The sequence below is a fragment of the Pseudomonas sp. GW456-12-10-14-LB2 genome, assembly GCF_002884345.1.
In the GTDB taxonomy this organism is placed as follows: domain Bacteria; phylum Pseudomonadota; class Gammaproteobacteria; order Pseudomonadales; family Pseudomonadaceae; genus Aquipseudomonas; species Aquipseudomonas paraglycinae.
Window position 1 is genome coordinate 241,280 of record NZ_POHV01000001.1, and the last position, 20,992, is coordinate 262,271.

A 20,992-nucleotide genomic window follows, 5' to 3' on the forward strand; every position below is an offset into this window, starting at 1 on the left:
CGTAATCCCGTCGAAACTTTCCCGAACCGCCCACAGTCATCCACAGACAGAGGCCGTATGGGGACTTTCGACGGGAGGCGGCATGGCTACGATTCACATCGGTATTTCAGGCTGGCGTTACGCCCCGTGGCGCGGGGACTTTTACCCGAAGGGGCTGGCGCAGAAACGCGAATTGCAGTTCGCCTCACGGGCGGTCAACAGCATCGAAATCAACGGATCGTTCTACGCCCTGCAACGGCCGGAACGCTACGCCCAGTGGTACGCCGAAACGCCGGATGACTTCGTGTTCAGCATCAAGGCGCCGCGCTTCATCACCCACATCCGCCGCCTGCGCGATATCGAAAAACCCCTGGCCAATTTCTTTGCCTCCGGGGTGCTGGAATTGAAGGAAAAATTCGGCCCGATCCTCTGGCAGTTCCCGCCCAACTTCACATTCGACCCCGAGCGTTTCGAAGCCTTTCTCGACCAGTTGCCCAACGACACCCAGGCTGCCGCCGCCCTCGCCCGCCAGCACGACTCACACCTGCACGGCCACGCGAGCCTGAAGGCCTACGGCAAAAAACCGCTGCGCCATGCCGTGGAAATCCGCAACGACAGTTTCATCGACCCCGACTTCGTGCGCCTGCTCAAACGCTACAACACCGCGCTGGTGATCGCCGACACCGCCGGGAAATGGCCGTACCGCGAAGACCTCACCAGCGATTTCGTCTACCTGCGCCTGCACGGTGCCGAAGAACTTTACGCCAGCGGTTACACCCGTGCCGCCCTGCAACGCTGGGCCGAGCGGATCGACGCCTGGCACCACGGCCGGCAACCGGGCGACGCCCATTTGATCGCGCCGCGCCTGAAGCCTCGGACCCGTAAATCCCGCGAGGTGTTCTGCTACTTCGACAACGACATCAAGGTCCGCGCGCCGTTCGATGCCCGCAGTCTCCTGCAGCGTTTCGATCTGGATAAAAACCTTGAAACCGTGCCCGGTGAGCCAGCCGCCGAAGGGGTACTCGCATGAGCATTCCCGAGCCGCTCGGCTTCACCGACGAGCAGTCCACAGTCATCACCACGGTGCGCCGTTTCACCGTGCTGACGGTCAACACCCACAAGGGTTTCACCGCGCTGAACCGGCGCTTCATCCTGCCGGAATTGCGCGAAGCGGTGCGCAGCGTGTCCGCCGATGTAGTGTTTCTCCAGGAAGTCCACGGCACCCACGAACATCATCCCAAGCGCTACAACAATTGGCCGACGATGCCGCAGTACGAATTTCTCGCGGACAGTCTCTGGCCGCAGTTCGCCTACGGGCGCAACGCCGTGTATCCGGAGGGCGATCATGGCAATGCAGTGCTGTCGAAATTCCAGATCGTGCGCCATGACAACCTCGACGTTTCGATCAGCGGCCACGAAAACCGTGGCCTGTTGCACTGCGTGCTGCGCCTGCCGGGAGATGACCGTGAAGTGCATGCGATCTGCGTCCATCTGGGCCTGCGCGAAAGCCATCGCAACGATCAACTGCGCCTGCTGCGAGAACGTCTGGCCGAACTGCCTGATGACGCGCCGGTGATCGTCGCCGGTGATTTCAACGACTGGCGCCAGCGCGCCGATGCCTTGCTTGAACCCTGTGGCCTGCGTGAAGTATTTGCGGCGCATCACGGCCGGTCGGCGCGCAGCTTTCCCGCACGTCTGCCATTGCTGCGCCTGGACCGGATCTACGTGCGCAACCTCAAGGCCAGTCAGCCAAAAGTGCTGGCGAACCGTCCCTGGTCACACCTTTCCGACCACGCACCGCTATCGGTGGAGATTGAACTATGAGCAGTGCACCGTTGGAGAAATCTGCTGTGGAGCCCGTCAGCATCACCCCGCCCGTGCGCGAGCCGGGCACCGTCGATGTCGAGTATCGCTGGCAGGGCAACAACCGGATCGAGCTGCTGGAAAACGGCGAGGAATATTTCCCCCGGGTGTTCGAAGCGATGCGCGCGGCGAAAAGCGAAATCCTGCTGGAGACCTTCATCGTCTTCGAAGACAAGGTCGGCAAGGAATTGCAGGAGATCCTGATCGATGCCGCCCGGCGTGGCGTGCGCACCACCGTCAGCCTCGACGGCTTCGGTTGTGGCGAACTGAGCACCGGCTATCTCGCCGCGCTGAGTGAAGCCGGCGTGCATCTGCAAATCTTCGATCCGGCCCCCAAGCATCTGGGGATTCGCACCAACTGGTTCCGGCGGTTGCATCGCAAGATTGTGGTGGTCGACGGGTTGGTCGCATTCATTGGCGGGATCAATTTTTCCGGCGATCACCTGGCCGATTTCGGTCCTGAAGCGAAGCAGGATTATTCGGTGGAAATTCAGGGCCCGGCAGTGGCCGACATCCATCATTTCGCTTTGCTGCAAAGCGGCCGACCGGGACGGGCGAGATTCTGGTGGCAGCGTCGCCGGCAACGGCGTGCCGAGATGGCGTTCGACGATCACGACGGTCAGGTGCGTCTGGTGTTCCGCGACAACGACCGGCACCACACGGATATCGAAGACGTTTATTTGCAGGTACTGCGCCGCGCCCAACGGCGGGTGGTGATCGCCAACGCCTACTTCTTTCCCGGCTATCGCCTGCTGCGCGAGATTCGCAACGCAGCCCGGCGCGGGGTTGAGGTGCGGCTGATTCTGCAGGGGCAGCCGGACATGCTAGTGGCCAAACTCGCCGCGCGCATGACCTACGACTACCTGCTCAAGGCCGGGGTGCAGATTCACGAATATTGCGAGCGGCCGCTGCACGGCAAGGTGGCGCTGGTGGACGAGGAATGGAGCACCGTCGGCTCGAGCAATCTCGACCCGCTGAGCCTGTCGCTGAACCTGGAAGCCAACGTGCTGATCCGAGACCGCGCCTTCAATCGCCACTTGTTCGAACGCCTCGAAGACCTCAGCCACAACCACTGCAAGGCGATGGACGCCGCGAAGTCGCCGCGCGGGCGGATCTGGCACATGACCGTGGGCTTTCTCGTGTTTCACTTCCTGCGGCATTTCCCGGCGATGGCCGGCTGGCTGCCGGCGCACAAGCCACGGCTCAAACCCTTCACCCACGCCGCCGGGAGCGATCCGTCATGAGCCATTCCGAAGCCCACGCGGCGGTGCATCCGGCACCGGCGGGCAAGTCCCGCTGGAGCCGCTGGAAACGTCCGCTGACCCTGCTGTTTTTCCTCGCGCTGATCGTGCTGCTGACGATGTTCGCCAGCCGCATCGAATGGGCCGAGGTGCTGCAAACTCTCGCCGACTTCAAGGTGCGCACGCTGATCATCGCCTCCAGCCTGACCCTGCTGAGCTTTCTGGTGTACGCCAGTTTCGACCTGATCGGCCGCACCTACATTCATCAGGACCTGACGTGGAAACAGATCCTGCCGGTGGGCGTCATCAGCTATGCGTTCAACCTCAATTTGAGCGCGTGGGTCGGCGGGATCGCCATGCGTTATCGGTTGTATTCGAGGCTCGGGGTGAGCAAAAGCAACATCGCCAAGATCCTCGGCCTGAGCCTGGCGACCAACTGGTTCGGCTACATGACCATCGCCGGCGTGGTGTTCGCCAGCGGGCTGGTGCGCATGCCACCGGGCTGGAAAATCAGCAGCGGTGCGTTGCAGGGCATTGGCGTGTTGCTGCTGTTGGTCAGTGTCGGCTATCTGGTCGCCTGCCAGTTTTCCCGGCGGCGCGAGTGGTCGATTCGCGGGGTGGAAATCAACCTGCCGTCGCTGCGCATGGCGGTCCTGCAACTGCTGCTCGGGGCGTTGAACTGGTCGCTCATGGCAGCCGTGATTTTCACCTTGCTGCCGAGCAAACTCGACTATCCGCTGGTGCTCGGAGTGCTGTTGATCAGCGCGATTGCCGGGGTCATCACCCACATTCCCGCCGGGCTCGGCGTGCTGGAAGCGGTGTTCGTGGCGCTGCTGCAACACGAGGCTTCGCGCGGCAGTCTGGTGGCGGGGTTGCTGGCGTATCGGGCGATCTATTTCCTGCTGCCGCTGCTGATTACCGTGCTGATGTACCTGGTGGTGGAAGCCAAGGCCAAGGCGTTGCGGATCGAGAAGAAACCCAAATCTGATCAGCGCGACTGAATGATGCTCAACCGCTCGCCCACCACCATCTCGGTGATCCAGTCGACCAGGATCGAGGTGTAGGCCTGCTGCGAGGTCGGATCGCTCAGGGCATGGTCGGCGCCGTCGATGATGCGGTGGGTCAGCGAATGGGTCTGCTGGCATGCGGCGCGGTAACTCATGATCGTCGCATGGGGCACGTAGTCATCGGTTTCCGACTGCACCAGCAGCACGTCCCCGGTGAATTGCGAGCAGGCGTGCAAGGCGCGGTTGCTGTCGGCGCGCACCAAGGTGCCGCGATAATCGCGCAGGTCGGCCTTGTCCAGATCGCGCTTTGGCGTATGCCATTGTTCGTCGCGGTACAGCGCCGGCACCCGCAGCGCCAGCCAGCGCACCGGGCGCAGCGAGGTGAGGATCGAGGCGAGATAACCGCCGTAGCTGGTGCCCACTACCGCTATGGCCGAGGTGTCCAGCGCCGGATGGGCGAGCAGCCGGTCGTAGGCCGCCAGCAAGTCACGCAGATTGTCTTCGCGGGTGACCCGGCTCAGCGGAATGCCGGTGCCGCCGGTGTGCCCGCGCAGGTCGAACGTCAGGCACACACAACCCAGGCCGGCGATGCCTTTGGCCCGTTCCAGATCCCGCTCCTGACTGCCGCCCCAGCCGTGCACGAACAACACGCCGGGGACTTTCGATTTGGGACTGAGGAACGTCCCGCTCATCTGTTCATCATCAATGTCGATTTGAATGCTTTCGCTTCTAGCCGTCATAGGATTTGACCGTTACGTATTTGAGGAGAAAGTCGCTGTTCTCGGCCGGCCCGCGATACACCTCGATGGCATCCGCTGGCAGGGCCTGATCGGTATAGGTTTCCACCGATGACACGCGGATCGCGCGCATCGAAGGATCGTTGACGAAGCTTTGCAGCGCCGCCACTTCCGCGCTGCTGGCGCCGCCCATGCGCCAGGACTGTTCGAGAACGCCACTGCGCGGCCGGCCTTCGCTGTCCAGGCCCTGGGCGATGTCGTAATTGCGCCGCGAGGCATAGAAACGCGGATAGGCTTCGTCCGCCGCCCGGTCGAACACCTGCGCCTGCTGAATGGCCAGACGCACGTCGTCGGGCAGATCCAGCGCCAGCAGATCCTCGTAACCGCCCTGCACCACCAGCAGATTCGAGCCGCCGTACACCTCTTCGCCATGGGCGTCCTCGGTCAAGTATTGATCACCGCAGTAACTCAGCACCAGGTCGCCGATGAACGACTGACCGACGCTGTGGGTAACCACCTGACTCAAATCCTGCTCCAGCACCACGCCATCGCCGAACAGTGCTCCGGCCTCGGGTCGGGCGAGAATTTCGTCGAATGCATCCAGGCTCTTGATCACTTCCTGACCGCGCCCGGCGCAGGCGTGAATCGGCTTGATCCGGATCGGTCCGCTGTACAACAGATGTTCGGCGGCGGGCCGCGCATCCTCCAGCGCAAAGACGCTGAGCCCGTCCAGCACCACGGTGCGCACCCGCTCGGAAAACAGTGGCGACCAGCCTTGCGGCGCATGGGCCTGATGGCTGCGCAAACCGTGGCTGATGGCTTTGGTGCAGATGAAATCGTGCTCGACGAAACCGCCCCACAGATCATCCGGGCCGCTCACACCCAATTCGCGGGCCGCGGCGCCGACGAGGGTCTGGGTCGGCAACAGGTAAATGTCTCGGCCTCGATGTTTTTCAGCGTCGTAACTGCCGCCGAACTTGAGGCCGAGGATCTGCGCAAGCCATCGCGCGAGGGCCTTGTTGGTCTGCACTTCATGCTGTGGCGCGCCGGGTCGAACCGAGTGGGCGACCACTATTTTGTTGCGAGGTGTCGGGGCCATGCGTCCCCCTTCCAACGGCTCGATGAGTGTAGGTCAGAGAGTGCAGAGATCAGGCCAACGGTCGCTGATGAAAAAAGATATATGTAATCAGTAGATTGAGGGATAGGCGATGGCATCTGGCCTTGTCTGTTTTGCACGACTGCCCTGATATGTCCTGCATTTTGCACGAATTCAATCAAGGACAGCTGTGGCCCATGCTTTTCGACTGGCGTTGCGGATTGACGAGCGGGTCCACCCTTGCATAGGAAGACCCGCCAGGTTGACACGTGGCTATTGGTCAATCACGCCAACAGTGTGCACAGCGGAGGAAGTACCGGCGAAGGATCGAGCCCTCTCTAAAATCCGCTCAATCCTTTGTTCGTCGACTCCACTAAGTTCGGCACGGATCACCGTACGTTCACTAGGCATGTCAGGACGTTTACTCATCAATCCGCCGAGCCACTCTGGCACTCTCGGGTTATCAATCAGAGCCGTCAGGAGTTTGAACTCAAGAAGCTCCAGATTCTCCTCGTCGGTCTCTCGCTCTATCAGCGTCTGGATGATCCGGGTTCGCAGGCATAAACCCTCCACGCTCTGCGCCTCAAGCTCCTCCGATGTACATGCATACACGATGTACCTGCGCGCGCCCTCATCTGTAGAGCGCAGGACCGCCTCGGTCAACTCAAACAAACCGTGCCATTCCAAGGGACTGTCAATCGCGATTCGAATGAAGGTTTCAACGATCGGAGAGATTGATATCACTGCCTCGGGTAACTGCTGCAAAGCCTGCATGAACAAAGGTTCCAGCACTTTGAACTGAGCCAGCACTTGATCTTGATTACCCAACCCATAGTGAAAGCCGCTCAATACCTGTGCAGGGACTTCACGCTGCAACGCCCTTTCGAAAATACGGAGGGCAAAAGCCTGGAATTGCACACCCGAATAGCTCATGCACACAGCCACATCGAAATCACATAAGCGTGGGCTATTGATCAACTTCAGCATTGCAGCGATGTCACCACCACGTCCCACGCCTCGCAAGCAAACTGCTTGTAACTCAGAATCCTCGTTGTCAGCCAACAGGTCGTTCATCGCAGCCGTGATTGCAGGTGTAGACGCGTTGTCTTGAAGACCGAGAGCCAACTCGTATTTGTCCTTCAAACTAAACAACCCAGAGGACAATATCTGTCCCATCCTGGCTGCCACTTGATCGCTGTAATCTCTGGCAATCAACCGCAACATCAGCAATTGCTTGCGACTTTCGGAGTGTGCCAATGCCTGCAGCGCAGGCCAGATTCGAGTTTCGGCCCCAAGGAAGAACAAGCCTTGAGCGAGATCTCCCATATTCGCTTCATTGCAATCCTCGAAGGGCTGCTGCGAATCGAATCGCTCCACTAGAAAATGCCAGGCATCAACTTCAGGTTCCTGCAAGACAACCAACATTCGCTTACGCCAAGGCGTTACATGAAAATGCGAAGCCCGGAAACGCTTTTCCCAATGTTTCGGGCGCCAGTCATAGCCTGACTCCGTAGGTGCCAGTGTCCACAGCAGCCGAAGCCTTTGCTCACCACTCCAGCGCTCGGATCCCAATAGATCAATCAAGGCATTACCGGAGCCGAGATACAACAGAACACTGTTGCCGCCAGAGCCCTCCCCCAACGCTCTCGCCAAAGGTTCCAGCGAGCTCCAATCCGGCAGTGCCTCAAACAACGAGCAGGCCAGACCGCGAGCCATGTACATCTGCAGACTCTTCGAATATTCGATCAGTCGCTTCAATTGCTCGATGGCCTGATGTTCATCGCGCATTGCCAAATCCAGCAACGCAAACCGTAACGCTCCCATTTTCAACGGGAAGGCTTTCAGCTGCTCCATATCCGTAATGGCTTGTTTTACATCCAAATACCGGCCTTGCAGACGCTCGGAAATCTTGTCCGGTTCGACACGCAGCACACCCTGCGTCTCGACGATAAAATTGCCGCGCCGGAGTGCCTCATAGGCCAATCTGTCGAAACCAGGCATAGCGAGCACTTCGTTACGACTCAGCACACCCTGCTCCGAATCTGCCAGCGCTCTGGACAACAGCTCGATGAAAAGGCTCAGGTGCTCATCGAGAAGGTCCGCTCGGATATTCACCTCGCTGATGCGCCGCAGGATAAACCGCTCGACAATTTGCACCTCAGACAGCAAAACGTCACCGCGCTCCTGAATTTGTGCGCAGAACGACATCATGCTCGGATGAGGGTATTGAGCCAGCGCGGGATCACCCAAACGGTCGGCAGCGGTACGAGCCTCCTCGCCGGTAAAATCCTTGAGCTGCACCTGCCAGAAATCCTTCTGCGGATGATAGACACAAGGCGACAACTCCAGAGTGGACCTGAGCCGTATCATGGTTTCCGGGCGCCCGGTCAATATGACTTGCAGCCTGGATTGCGTCAGTTGCGCAAGAGTGGCGTCCATCCATCGGCTTAAACTCTGACTGAACGAAGGCGCCCGATCCAGGCCATCAAGGATGACCAGAATGTCTGTGTGGTTGAGCCACTCGACAAGCTCGACCGTAGGCAATGGGTGGCCGCCATGTTCTCGAATGTACTGGCCGACAAGTCGAATCAGCGTCGCATTCAGACTCGCATCGCTGCCTTCAAGGCTTTCTGCGGCAATCAGCAATGTCGGCCGGTCCACTGCCGTTTTGCCACGGTGTGCACACCAACAGCTTTTTCCCTGGCCCGAACCGCCACTGATCACCATCAATTTGCTTGAGGAGACGCGAAAATCCACAAAATGCTGGTCGAGCTCCACGCGCGGCACATACAGATCGGGAACAAAGTGCCCTAACGCCGTTAACTCGTCGACCCGCTGCCCGGTCATGCCCCTGAGGACATCTTCAAGTTGCACCTGCACGCCCGCCAGCGATAGACGGCGATGAGACACCTCAATCTGATGACGTCCTAGAACGCTCCAGAATCCCCAGCGGTCCAAAGATTTTCTGAGCGTCGCAATATCCAGACAGGTTGAATTCAATAACGTCCAGGCCTGTCGGGCCTGCTGCGGATTGACGACCTGCCGCAGGCTTTCGATTGCTTGGTATTCCTGAGATCCATCGAGTGTTTCAAAGATGCTGAGATGGGTGCAGCCCAGAAAATCGCGGAACCGACGGGTGATGTCTTGCGCGGACTTCTGAAGTACTTTCGACTCATTTTCGAAACACGTGCGGAGCCGCTTTAAAGCCTTTTTCGTAACTTCACTCGTAGCGCTGCCTTCAAGATCCGCACCACTCGCCAAATCGTGGCAAGTACGCAAAATGTTGCGTACCGCTACCCTGACCGTGTCAGAAGCTGACTGGTCGGTAGCGATTACGAGCCGATCTCTCGTACAGGAAAAGCTGTCGCTCCAGAACTGCCGGACCAATTGAGCCATGGCCTTGTCGAACTCAGGGCCGAGCTTCAGCCCATGCTTGATCTGAATGTAAACAGTACCCTCAGGCAAGAGCTGCAAGACAAGATCATCGACATGAGTCGAGCTCTCGCATGTGATGGAGGCAAGACTATGCTCGTCGCTCAACTTCCAAGGCAGCGACACCCCCTTGCCGAGTAATAGTTGAACTGCGCACCATGCGCCAACCGAGCCTGCATAGACGGCGCCTACCGTGCTGGCAGCGCCGCCAGCAGAACCGCGCGAATTGTTGTCGAAGGAGTTGTTCATTTACGTCCTTGTTGGCATTGCCTGAAAGGCGAGGGCAGGCCGGAAAACCAGAGTTAGTGCCTTACTGATAGCTACATGCTACCAAATCGCGTGCGGTATTCACTCGGCGCCAGCCCGGTGATTTTCTTGAACGTCGCGCGAAAGGCTCCCGGATCCTGATAGCCCACCGTCCACGCAATGTGGTCGATGGTGCCGTTGGTGAACTCGAGCATTTCCCGGGCCTTGCCGACCCGCAGGTGCTGGCAGTATTCGGTGGGTTTCAGGCCGGTCGCCGCGCGGAAACGGCGCAGGAAAGTACGTTCTTCCAGGCCCGCGCGCTCGGCCATCGCCGTCAGTGAGACATCGGTCGCGCCATTGCCTTGCAGCCAGTGCTGAACCTTGAGAATCGCCGCGTCGCCATGATTGAGGATCGGGGCGAAATTGCTGCCGCAGGCACTGGCGCTGTCGCTGTGTTCCACCACCAGGAACCGCGCGGTCGCGCTGGCGATGCTCGGCCCGAGCAGACGATCGACCAGCCGCAATCCCAGCTCCGACCAGGCCATCAATCCGGCCGTGGTGATCAGGTCGCCGTCATCGACAATCGGTGTGTCGGCCTTGAGTTTGATGTGCGGATAACGCTCGGCGAACGCCTTGGCTGACGTCCAGTGCGTGGTGGCGCTGCGACCGTCGAGCAGACCGCTTTCGGCCAGCAGCAGAGAACCCACGCACACCCCGCCGAGGGTGGCGCCGCGGGCGTGTTGCTCGCGCAGCCAGTGAATCAACCCGGCGGACACCTGGGCCGCCGAGAAACCACCAATGGACGGCGGAATCACGACCGCCACCAGACCCGCTTCGGCGCCGGGGTCGCTGTCGTGGACCCGTACCGGCGGCTGATCGCCCTCAACCTGCCAATGGCTGACGCGCAAGCGCGGCAACTGCGCACTCTGGTGCTCGGCAGCGACCCGGTTGGCCACCGCGAACAGGTCAGTCAAACCATGCACCGCCGCCATCTGCGCGCCGGGATAGATCAGCACACCCAGTTCGACGACCGCCGGTTTCGCGTCCATTGTCAGTTTTCCCCTGTGTATTGTCGGTGCGGCCAATCCTCGAAAACGTGGCCAGCGCCAATACTGAGCCCACACCCAACGTTCACTTCGAGGACACACCCATGGCCAAGCAAGCGCTCATCGTAGTCGATATCCAGAACGACTACTTCCCCCAAGGCAAGTGGCCGCTGGCCGGTGCCGACGCCGCAGCGGACAACGCCGCCCGGTTGATCGCGGCGTTCCGCGAGGCCGGTGATTCGGTGGTGCACATCCGCCACGAATTCACTTCGCCCGAAGCACCGTTTTTCACCCCGGGCTCCGAAGGCGCGAAACTGCATCCGAAAGTGCTCAACCGCGCCGATGAGCCGGTAGTGCTCAAGCACTTCGTCAATTCATTCCGCGAAACAGAGCTGCAATCGATCCTCGATGAACAAGGCATCAAAGAGTTGGTAGTGGTCGGTAGCATGAGCCACATGTGCGTCGACGGCATCACCCGCGCAGCGGCAGATCTGGGTTACACCGTCACGGTGATCCACGATGCCTGCGCAAGCCGCGATCTGGAATTCAACGGCCTGACCGTTCCCGCCGCCCACGTGCATGCGGCGTTCATGTCGGCGCTGGGGTTTGCCTACGCCAGCGTGGTGTCCACCGACGAGTTCCTCGTCGCCAGCCACTGAGCCCTGCTCTGATACAACCAGAAAAACCTGCGCCCGCCTCGTTGCGGGCGTTTTTTCGCGTGTCATGAAAATCTCACGCGTGAGCCATTGATGGCATTTTGATTTGGTTGTAGTGTTGCTCACGCGTGAGATGTTCATAACGGAGTCATCGCCATGAAAAGCCGCTCCCCCGCTACAGCGTCAGAGAGCCCAAAGGGAGTGCGCTCGACACCGTCCGCGAAAAAACCGTCGAGCTTCTACATGAAGCAGATGCGCGCGGGCCTGGCTGCCGCCGGTTATGTGAAACACGAAACTTGGGTGCTTCCGGAAAACCGAAGCTTGCTCAAGCAAATGGAGCAACAGCTACGCCAACCGATTCTGGCTGGCTCTTTCATGTCGGAGAATTACATGAGCGCAGGCAACAACTGGAACATCGATAGCCTCTACAACGCTTTCAAGGCGCTGGACGAGGTGGCTTCGCAAGAAATCACGCTGTCTCTGATCCAGAGCTCCGAACCCAGCCTCAAGCTGGAAATGAACGAATTCGGCGGTCTGCCGATTCACATCGCCATCGCCGGCCAGCAGATCATCGTCGACACCGTGCTGGTGGACATTGATTCGATCACCGACGTACGCGCGTTCAACGACGCCGTGCTGCGCAGCCGGGAAATGTTCCCGCTGTCGTCGATCGGCATCGAAACCATGCCCAATGGCCAGACCGTCTACAACATGTTCGGTGCACTGAGTGCCGATTCGAGCCTGACCAACGTAGTCACCGAGGTGAAAACCCTGGTCGACAACGTGCAGCGCGCCAGCGAAGCCTTCGAACACTTCTTCAAGTAATCAACAGGGAAAATCCAATGACTCAGTCCATCTGGAACAAGTTGTTCACCGCGCTGCGCGGCGGCGCCAATGAAGTCGGCGAAGCGATCGTTGACCAACAGGCCCTGCGCATCCTCGATCAGGAAATCCGTGACGCCGACAGCGCCCTGTCCAACGCCCGTCGCGAACTGGTCACCATCATGGCCAAGCACAAGCTGTCCGCCGACCGCGTGAGCGAGTACGACGCCAAGATCAAGGACCTGGAAGCCAAGGCTGTTTTCGCCCTGAACGCCGGCCGCGAAGATCTGGCGATGGAAGTGGCCGAAGCAATTTCGACCCTGACCAACGACCTGACCACCGAGAAGGCCCAGAGCGACGAGTTCGGCACCTACGCCGACAACATGCGCAAGGACATCAACAAGGCCGAAGCGCGGATCAAGAGCCTGCGCCAGCAAGTGGACATGGCCAAGGCCCGCGAAAGCGTGCAGAAGGCTCAGGTCAGCGCTTCGATCGCCAGCGGCGGCGCCAACGGCAAACTGGAAACCGCCGTCGGCACCCTGAACCGTCTGCAGGAAAAGCAAAAGCAACGTGCCGCCGAGCTGAATGCTCAGGACGAACTGGCCGATGCCACGACCGGCAACGACCTGGACCGCAAGCTGCGCGAAGCCGGCATCACGCCGAACGAAGGCAGCGCCAACGCCATCCTCGAGCGTCTGAAGCAGAAGTCCGCCCAGTAACGGCGGCCAGAAAAAGAAGGGCACCGCGTGCCCTTCTTTTTTTTGCCTGCTCGTTCGCCGCGCGGCCCGGTACACTAGCGGCGTTTTGCCAACGAATACCTCCACCCGCTTCAAGGAATGTACCCATGGGATGGTTCAAAGATTTGCTCGGCACCAGCAACCGGCAGTCGGCGGCGTCGACCTCCGAGTCTGCCGGTGGCCCGCTCGGACTGGCGCAGGGCAAGGCGATCCGCTTCGACACGACCCTCGGCCTGTTGCTCGACGGCAGCACCTCGGTACGTGTTCCCGACGCCCAGGCCATCTGGAGCGCCGGCTGGATCGACCTCGGTCAGTCGAACAAACTGCATCGCTACTATCTGAACGATGAAGAATTCTGGGTACAAGTCCATGTCACCGGCGACGACCAGATCGAGTCGGTGACGCTGTTCAATTACGTCAGCTATGTGACGGTCAACAGTGACGCCGAACTGCAGCGCCTGGCCGGCCCGAACAGCCTGATCGGCCTGCCGACCTACCGCCACGAAGGTGTCGAATACACTCGTGAATGGGGCACCGAACGTGGCCAGACCGAACTGGTGCCGCTCACCGAACAGGTGATCAACCCCGACGAGTCCTACACCATCAACCATCACTCGATGCTCTACGCCCGCGAGACCGGCCTGACCGATCGCCGCGAGCTCTTGCTGTTCTCCGTCGAACAGGACGAAGAAGGCACCGTCAGCCTGAGCACCTCGCTGGGCATCTCGCTGTACACCACCGATTTGAGCACTATCTAAAAGGAAGTTTTCCATGCTGGAAGCGTTGTCCATTTCCCTGAACAAAGCCGCGCTGGTCGGTTTCGTTGCCTACCTGATCGGCGCCGTGCTGCTGTTCATGCTGTTTCAGTTCGTCTACACCCGCGTCACGCCGCACAAGGAATTCGAGCTGATTCGTTCCGGCAACGTCGCCGCCGCCATTGCCCTGTCCGGCGCGATCATCGGCTTCGCGATTCCGGCGAGCAACGTGATCGCCCATTCGATCAACGTGCTCGACTTCGTGCTCTGGGCGGTGATCGCGGCTGTGGTGCAATTGCTGGCCTTCCTGGCGACCGGGCTGGTGCTCAAAGGCACGTCCCAACGCATCGCCAACGGTGAAATCGCCGCGGGCATTTATGTGGCGGCGGTGGCAATCAGCGTCGGCATGCTCAACGCCGCGTGCATGACCCCGTCCTACTGATCGGCAGGAAGCCTGAGATGAAACGAAGCAAGTACGTTCAACTGTCGCTGGCCGCTTCGGTGGCCCTGGCGATTTCCGGTGAAGTGGCCGCCCAGGAACAGCAACGCAACTTCCAGAGTGTCGAACAATGCGTCGACGCCGAACTGGCGCCGGATGTCTGCTCGAATGCCTACGTCGCCGCCCTGGCCGAACACCGGCGGATCTCCCCGGCCTACGACGACAAGGCTGCCTGCGACGCGGACTTTGCTGCTGACTGGTGTCAGAAAAATTCCGCCGGCCGTTTCGTGCCGAAACTCGGTGGCTTCAAGGTGCCGCAGGACGGTGAGCCGGCGCAGAACCTCGATGCGATCGCCAATGCACAGATGCCGGCGGGTGATGCGGCTGCCGTGCAGAGCAATCAGACAAGTACCTCGCACTCATCCAGCGGTGCAGGCAACGGCTGGCTCACCGGATGGCTGATCGGCAATGCCATGAGCAACAACCGCGCGAGCGACTCGCGGCCGGTTTATCGTGAGCGCAATACCCGCCAGACCTACGACACCTCGACGCTGAACCGTCGAATCGAGTCGGCACCGAGCCGCAGCCAGCGGGACTACGACAGCGATTACCGCAAACCGGTCAACGTCGCCTCGTCCACTTCCCGTGGCGGTTTCGGCAGCCAGTCCAGCGCACGCAGCGGTTGGGGCGGCTGGGGCCGTTCGAGCAGCTGACCATGAAGAAGATCCACTGCGCCGAGCGCCACGACTGGAAACAGACCGCTGAAAGCCTCGGTTTTCTGTTTCATACCATCGACGACGAGCCGTACTGGGACGAGCGCGCCTACTACCAGTTCACGCTCGCGCAGATCGAAAACGATCTGGAGGATCCGACCACCGAGTTGCACGAGATGTGCATGGATCTGGTCGACCGCGTCGTGCACAGCGAAGAACTGCTGGATCGTCTGAGCATTCCGGCACCGTACTACGACATGATCCGAACGTCCTGGCTGGAAGGTCATCCGCATCTGTACGGGCGCATGGACTTCTCCTACAGCGGCAACGGCCCTGCGAAGCTGCTCGAACTCAACTACGACACGCCCACCAGCCTTTATGAAGCGGCGGCGTTCCAGTGGGGCTGGCTGGAGCAATGCATCGAGCGCGGAATGCTGCCGCGCCATGCCGACCAGTTCAACAGCATCGACACCCGGCTGCACGAAGCCTTTGCTCAACTGAAACTGAAGCGGCCGTTTTACTTCGCCTCGATGAAAGACTCGGTCGAAGACAAGGGCACCACGGATTATCTGCGGCTGATCGCAGAGAAGGTCGGCATCGAATCGCGGCACATCGATATTGAAGACATCGGCCTGAGCGCTGACGGCCGCTTCGTGGATCTCGAAGATCGCTGGATCCCGCACCTGTTTAAACTGCACGCCTGGGAATTCATCTTCCACGAGCCGTTCGGCGCGGCGATTGCCGAGTGCGACACGCAGTTTTTCGAACCGGCGTGGAAGTCGATCCTCTCCAACAAGGGCGCCCTGCCCCTGCTATGGGAGTTTCACAAGGGCCACCCGAATCTGCTCGCCGCGCACCTCGACCCGAACCCGGGCAGCGCGGTGCCAAAGGGTTGGGTACGCAAACCGTACTTCTCTCGGGAAGGCGCCAACATCGAGCTGCAGACCGCCGAAGGTCTGATCGTCAAAGAGGATGGGCCCTACACCGACGCGCCCTTCATCCTGCAGGAGTTTGCCCCTTTGCCGAAGTTCGACGACAGCTACACGTTGATCGGTTCATGGGTAATCGGTGATCAGGCGGCGGGGATTGGCGTACGCGAAGACAACAGCCTTATCACCAAGGATTCGAGCCGGTTTCTGCCACATCTGATCCTTGATTGAAAAACCTGCGTGCATGAAAAAGGCCCGTCGCATTCAGCGACGGGCCTTTTTTGTTTAGCGCGGATACAGCAGCGAATCAGAACGGAATGTCGTCATCGAAGCTGTCGAAATCCGGAGCCGGTTGCGGTGCGGCCTGCTGTGGAGCCGGGGCCGAACGCTGCTGAGGTGCCGACTGCTGCGGACGCGGAGCCTGCTGGCGTGGCGCCTGCTGCTGGTAGTTGTTGCCACCGCCTTGTTGGTCGCCCTGTTGTGGACGGCCGCCGAGCAGTTGCATGGTGCCTTGCATGTCGACCACGATTTCAGTGGTATAACGCTTGATACCGTCTTTTTCCCACTCACGGGTCTGCAGCTTGCCTTCGATGTAAACCTGCGAACCCTTGCGCAGGTATTCGCCGGCGATTTCGGCAACCTTGCCGAACATCGATACGCGGTGCCACTCGGTCTTCTCGACCTTCTGACCGGTCTGCTTGTCGGTCCACTGCTCGCTGGTCGCCAGACTCAGGTTGGTCACGGCGTTACCGTTGGGCAGGTAGCGTACTTCGGGATCCTGGCCGCAAGTACCGACCAGAATGACTTTGTTAACCCCACGGGCCATAACGTTCTCCTAGGCTTCGCACGCAGTCTGCGCCGGGTTGTTCACCAGGCGTTCGAGAGTGGTGCGATCCATTAATTCGGTGTCCAGTTTGATGTAGATCGCCGCTTCATCAGCGACTATCACTGCATCAGTTACCCCTACGAGGGCCTTGAGACGCTCGACCAGACCCGCTTCGCGGATCGCTTCGGGCGACAACGGCAGGCGCAGGCTCGTCACGTAGGGAGGTTCGCGCATGGTAACAGCAAAGGCCAGCCAAAGTGCAGCCAGCCCGGCACATCCGAGGAACACAACCGACAGACCGCCATGCTGGAACATCCAGCCGCCGAGAATACCGCCGAGTGCCGAACCGAGGAACTGACTGGTGGAGTACACGCCCATGGCCGTGCCTTTGCCACCTGCCGGTGAAACCTTGCTGATCAGCGACGGCAGCGAAGCTTCCAGCAGATTGAACGCGGTGAAGAACACCACAGTCCCGATCACCAGAGCCCGCAGGCTGTCACCGAACTGCCAGAAGAATAGCTCAGTGAGCATCAGCGTCATCACGGCGCCGAGCAAAACTCGTTTCATTTTGCGTTTCTTCTCGCCGTAGATAATGAACGGGATCATGGCGAAGAAAGAAATCAGCAGTGCGGTGAGGTAGACCCACCAGTGCTGTTCCTTGGGCAGACCGGCCTTTTCAACCAACGCCAAAGGCAGTGCGACGAAGCTCGACATCAACATCGCATGTAACACAAAAATGCCCAGGTCCAGCCGCAGCAGGTCCGGGTGCTTGAGCGTCGGCATCAACGCCTGACGTGCAACGCCAGACTCGCGGTGGCTCAACGGCCCGGTGGATTTCGGCACCATGAACATCACGATCACGATCCCGACCAGTGCCATGCCACAGGTGGCGAGGAACAGGCCGGACAAGCCGAATGCACGGGTCAGCAGCGGGCCGACCACCATCGCCACGGCGAACGACAGGCCGATGGTCATGCCGATCATGGCCATGGCCTTGGTGCGGTGCTGCTCGCGGGTCAGGTCGGAGAGCAAGGCCATGACCGCCGCAGAAATAGCGCCGGCGCCCTGCAGGATCCGCCCGGCAATCACGCCCCAGATCGAATCGGCCTGAGCCGCCAGCACGCTGCCGAGGGCGAAGACGATCAGCCCCAGGTAAATCACCGGACGGCGACCGATGCGGTCGGAAATGATCCCGAACGGAATCTGGAAAATCGCCTGGGTCAGGCCGTAAGCGCCGATCGCCAGCCCGATCAGGGCCGGGGTCGCTCCCGCCAGATCCATGCCGTAGGTCGCCAGTACCGGCAACACCATGAACATGCCAAGCATACGGAAGGCGAACACCAGGGCCAGACCGCTCGCCGCGCGGGTCTCGCTGCCACTCATGCGTTCGCTGTGGGGATCGTGCATGGAAAAACCTCGTGTGAACCGGCGGCGATTCTACCAGTCCCATCGAGAGACGGGGTATATCGCGACGCTTTGACGCGTACAGATGAAACTCTCTTCATGTAAGGCAAAAAACCCATCACTTGATAGTGTGCATCCATCCAGTATTTGGCCGTATACTCCTGTGTTTTCGACGCCCGCCGAGCGAGGCCATTTTGGACAAGATCCTGATTCGTGGGGCCCGCACCCACAACCTGAAGAACATCGACCTGACCCTGCCACGGGACAAGCTGATCGTCATCACCGGCCTGTCCGGATCCGGCAAGTCGTCCCTGGCCTTCGACACGCTGTACGCCGAAGGTCAGCGCCGCTATGTCGAATCCCTGTCGGCCTATGCCCGGCAGTTCCTATCGATGATGGAAAAACCCGACGTCGACACCATCGAAGGCCTGTCGCCGGCGATCTCCATCGAACAGAAGTCGACCTCGCACAACCCGCGTTCCACGGTCGGCACCATCACTGAAATCTACGACTACCTGCGTCTGCTTTATGCACGCGTCGGTACGCCGCGCTGCCCGGATCACGACATTCCGCTGGAAGCCCAGACCGTCAGCCAGATGGTCGACCTGGTGCTGGCCCAGCCGGAAGGCAGCAAGCTGATGCTGCTGGCGCCGGTGATTCGCGAGCGCAAGGGCGAGCATCTGTCGGTGTTCGAAGAACTGCGCGCCCAGGGCTTCGTCCGGGCCCGGGTCAACGGCCGGCTCTGCGAGTTGGACGAACTGCCGAAACTGGATAAACAGAAGAAGCACACGATTGAAGTCGTGGTCGACCGTTTCAAGGTTCGCGCCGACCTGCAGCAGCGTCTGGCGGAATCCTTCGAGACCGCGCTGAAGCTGGCGGACGGCATCGCGCTGGTGGCGCCGATGGACGACGAGCCAGGCGAAGAGATGATTTTCTCCGCGCGCTTCGCCTGCCCGATCTGCGGCCACGCGATCAGCGAGCTGGAACCCAAGCTGTTTTCCTTCAACAACCCGGCCGGCGCCTGCCCGACCTGCGACGGTCTGGGCGTGAAGCAGTTCTTCGACATCAAGCGACTGGTCAACGGTGAACTCACGCTGGCCGAGGGCGCGATTCGTGGCTGGGATCGGCGCAACGTCTATTACTTCCAGATGCTCGGCTCGCTGGCCGCGCATTACGGCTTCAGCCTGGAGCAGCCGTTCAACGAGCTGCCGGCCGACCAGCAGAAGTACATCCTGCACGGCAGCGGCTCGCAGAACGTCGATTTCAAATACCTCAACGACCGGGGCGACATCGTCAAGCGCTCGCACCCGTTCGAAGGCATCGTGCCGAATCTCGAACGCCGCTACCGCGAAACCGAATCGGCGAGCGTTCGCGAAGAACTGGCGAAGTTCCTCAGCACCCAGTCCTGCCCGGATTGCCGTGGCACCCGCCTGCGTCGCGAAGCGCGACACGTGTGGGTCGGCGAGAAAACCCTGCCGGCGGTGACCAACCTGCCGATCGGCGACGCTTGCGATTACTTCGGCGCGCTGAAGATGACCGGGCGCCGTGGCGAGATCGCCGACAAGATTCTCAAGGAAATCCGCGAGCGCCTGCAATTCCTGGTCAATGTCGGTCTCGACTATCTGTCGCTGGATCGCAGTGCCGACACGCTATCTGGCGGCGAGGCACAGCGGATTCGTCTGGCCAGCCAGATCGGCGCGGGCCTGGTGGGTGTTCTGTACATCCTCGACGAGCCGTCCATTGGCCTGCACCAGCGCGACAATGACCGCCTGCTCGGCACCCTCAAGCACCTGCGCGACATCGGCAATACGGTGATCGTGGTCGAGCATGACGAAGACGCGATTCGTCTCGCTGACTACGTAGTGGATATCGGGCCGGGCGCCGGGGTTCATGGCGGGCAGATCGTCGCCGAAGGCACGCCGGACGAAGTCATGGCACACCCGGACTCGCTGACCGGTAAATACCTGTCGGGTCGGGTGAAGATTGAAGTGCCGGCCAAGCGCACGCCGCGCAACAAGAAACAGGTGCTGGCGCTCAAGGGTGCGCGTGGCAACAACCTGCGCAACGTTGACCTGGAAATCCCGATCGGCCTGCTGACCTGCGTGACCGGCGTTTCCGGCTCCGGCAAATCGACGCTGATCAACAACACGCTGTTCCCGCTGAGCGCAACGGCACTCAATGGCGCGACCACCCTGGAAGCCGCAGCCCACGACAGCATCAAAGGCCTGGAACATCTGGACAAGGTTGTCGACATCGACCAGAGCCCAATCGGCCGTACACCACGCTCCAACCCGGCAACCTATACCGGGCTGTTCACGCCAATCCGCGAACTGTTCGCCGGCGTGCCAGAGTCCCGCTCCCGTGGTTACGGCCCGGGGCGTTTCTCGTTCAACGTGAAGGGTGGTCGTTGCGAAGCCTGCCAGGGCGACGGTCTGATCAAGGTGGAAATGCACTTCCTGCCGGACATCTACGTTCCGTGCGACGTGTGCAAGAGCAAGCGCTACAACCGCGAAACACTGGAGATCAAATACAAGGGCAAGAGCATCCACGAAACCCTCGAGATGACCATCGAGGAAGCGCGGGAGTTCTTCGACGCGGTGCCGGCGCTCGCGCGCAAACTGCAAACGCTGATGGACGTGGGGCTTTCGTACATCAAGCTCGGGCAGTCGGCGACCACGCTGTCCGGCGGTGAGGCCCAGCGGGTCAAGTTGTCCCGCGAGCTGTCCAAGCGCGATACCGGCAAGACTCTGTATATCCTCGACGAGCCGACCACCGGTCTGCACTTCGCGGATATCCAGCAATTGCTCGACGTACTGCATCGCCTGCGCGACCACGGCAACACCGTGGTGGTGATCGAGCACAACCTCGACGTGATCAAGACCGCCGACTGGCTAGTGGATCTCGGCCCCGAGGGTGGCTCGAAAGGTGGGCAGATCATCGCCACCGGCACGCCGGAGGAAGTGGCCGAGATGAAACAGTCTCACACCGGCCATTACCTCAAGCCGCTGTTGCTCCGCGATCGGGCCTGATCGCCGGGCATGAAAAAGCCCCTGCCACTTCATCA

At 60.4% G+C, this 20,992-nt stretch carries 18 protein-coding genes; 12 read left to right on the plus strand and 6 right to left on the minus strand.

Annotated elements, in window-relative coordinates:
- The first annotated feature begins 82 nt into the window (after positions 1-82).
- Genes C1X29_RS01165 through C1X29_RS01180 form a run of 4 tightly spaced genes read left to right on the plus strand, consistent with a single transcriptional unit; the run spans position 83 to position 4,084 of the window.
- A complete protein-coding gene (locus C1X29_RS01165; RefSeq protein WP_102716677.1) occupies positions 83-1,009 on the plus strand; it encodes a DUF72 domain-containing protein in 927 nt (308 codons plus the stop codon).
- On the plus strand, positions 1,006-1,803 hold the full coding sequence (locus C1X29_RS01170; RefSeq protein WP_102716678.1) for an endonuclease/exonuclease/phosphatase family protein: 798 nt from the start codon (positions 1,006-1,008) through the stop codon (positions 1,801-1,803). The genes C1X29_RS01165 and C1X29_RS01170 overlap by 4 nt, the downstream gene beginning before the upstream one ends.
- Entirely contained in the window at positions 1,800-3,086 is a 1,287-nt protein-coding gene (gene clsB / locus C1X29_RS01175) for a cardiolipin synthase ClsB (protein ID WP_085747603.1), read from the plus strand. The genes C1X29_RS01170 and clsB overlap by 4 nt, the downstream gene beginning before the upstream one ends.
- A complete protein-coding gene (locus C1X29_RS01180) occupies positions 3,083-4,084 on the plus strand; it encodes a lysylphosphatidylglycerol synthase domain-containing protein (RefSeq protein WP_102716679.1) in 1,002 nt (333 codons plus the stop codon). The genes clsB and C1X29_RS01180 overlap by 4 nt, the downstream gene beginning before the upstream one ends.
- Here the strand turns inward: C1X29_RS01180 and C1X29_RS01185 are convergent.
- The 4 genes from C1X29_RS01185 to C1X29_RS01200 form a co-directional block, all read right to left on the minus strand.
- A complete protein-coding gene (locus C1X29_RS01185) occupies positions 4,072-4,830 on the minus strand; it encodes a S9 family peptidase (protein ID WP_007955615.1) in 759 nt (252 codons plus the stop codon). The two genes, C1X29_RS01180 and C1X29_RS01185, sit on opposite strands and share 13 nt — an antisense overlap.
- Positions 4,820-5,926 carry a DUF3182 family protein gene (locus C1X29_RS01190; protein WP_102716680.1) on the minus strand — a complete coding sequence of 369 codons (1,107 nt, stop codon included), beginning with the start codon at positions 5,924-5,926 and terminating at the stop codon, positions 4,820-4,822. The genes C1X29_RS01185 and C1X29_RS01190 overlap by 11 nt, the downstream gene beginning before the upstream one ends.
- A gap of 270 nt (positions 5,927-6,196) precedes the next feature.
- Positions 6,197-9,604 carry a hypothetical protein gene (locus tag C1X29_RS01195; RefSeq protein WP_102716681.1) on the minus strand — a complete coding sequence of 1,136 codons (3,408 nt, stop codon included), beginning with the start codon at positions 9,602-9,604 and terminating at the stop codon, positions 6,197-6,199.
- A 71-nt stretch (positions 9,605-9,675) separates the two neighbouring features.
- Positions 9,676-10,650: a GlxA family transcriptional regulator gene (locus C1X29_RS01200; RefSeq protein ID WP_102716682.1), complete on the minus strand. Its 975-nt coding sequence runs from the start codon at positions 10,648-10,650 to the stop codon at positions 9,676-9,678.
- A gap of 101 nt (positions 10,651-10,751) precedes the next feature.
- On the opposite strand from C1X29_RS01200, the gene C1X29_RS01205 reads away from it, so the two are divergent.
- The 7 genes from C1X29_RS01205 (at position 10,752) to C1X29_RS01235 (ending at position 15,929) form a co-directional block, all read left to right on the plus strand.
- Entirely contained in the window at positions 10,752-11,306 is a 555-nt protein-coding gene (locus C1X29_RS01205) for a cysteine hydrolase family protein (RefSeq protein WP_102686406.1), read from the plus strand.
- A gap of 153 nt (positions 11,307-11,459) precedes the next feature.
- Positions 11,460-12,128 (plus strand): YjfI family protein, encoded by a 669-nt coding sequence (locus C1X29_RS01210; protein WP_085747598.1) that lies wholly within the window; start codon positions 11,460-11,462, stop codon positions 12,126-12,128.
- 17 nt (positions 12,129-12,145) lie between these two features.
- Positions 12,146-12,844: a PspA/IM30 family protein gene (locus C1X29_RS01215; protein WP_102716683.1), complete on the plus strand. Its 699-nt coding sequence runs from the start codon at positions 12,146-12,148 to the stop codon at positions 12,842-12,844.
- 125 nt (positions 12,845-12,969) lie between these two features.
- Positions 12,970-13,620 carry a DUF2491 family protein gene (locus C1X29_RS01220; RefSeq protein ID WP_085747596.1) on the plus strand — a complete coding sequence of 217 codons (651 nt, stop codon included), beginning with the start codon at positions 12,970-12,972 and terminating at the stop codon, positions 13,618-13,620.
- 13 nt (positions 13,621-13,633) lie between these two features.
- Complete coding sequence (locus C1X29_RS01225) at positions 13,634-14,059, plus strand: DUF350 domain-containing protein (RefSeq protein ID WP_007955627.1); 426 nt, start codon at positions 13,634-13,636, stop codon at positions 14,057-14,059.
- A 17-nt stretch (positions 14,060-14,076) separates the two neighbouring features.
- Positions 14,077-14,769 carry a DUF1190 domain-containing protein gene (locus C1X29_RS01230; protein WP_085609134.1) on the plus strand — a complete coding sequence of 231 codons (693 nt, stop codon included), beginning with the start codon at positions 14,077-14,079 and terminating at the stop codon, positions 14,767-14,769.
- A 2-nt stretch (positions 14,770-14,771) separates the two neighbouring features.
- Entirely contained in the window at positions 14,772-15,929 is a 1,158-nt protein-coding gene (locus tag C1X29_RS01235; protein WP_085747595.1) for a glutathionylspermidine synthase family protein, read from the plus strand.
- Positions 15,930-16,005: 76 nt separating this feature from the next.
- Here the strand turns inward: C1X29_RS01235 and C1X29_RS01240 are convergent, their stop codons facing one another.
- Entirely contained in the window at positions 16,006-16,524 is a 519-nt protein-coding gene (locus C1X29_RS01240; protein WP_003228709.1) for a single-stranded DNA-binding protein, read from the minus strand.
- Positions 16,525-16,533: 9 nt separating this feature from the next.
- Positions 16,534-17,931 (minus strand): MFS transporter, encoded by a 1,398-nt coding sequence (locus C1X29_RS01245; RefSeq protein ID WP_102716684.1) that lies wholly within the window; start codon positions 17,929-17,931, stop codon positions 16,534-16,536.
- A gap of 191 nt (positions 17,932-18,122) precedes the next feature.
- Here C1X29_RS01245 and uvrA point away from each other — a divergent pair, with 191 nt between their 5' ends.
- A complete protein-coding gene (gene uvrA / locus C1X29_RS01250) occupies positions 18,123-20,957 on the plus strand; it encodes an excinuclease ABC subunit UvrA (protein WP_085747593.1) in 2,835 nt (944 codons plus the stop codon).
- The last annotated feature ends 35 nt before the right edge of the window (positions 20,958-20,992 follow it).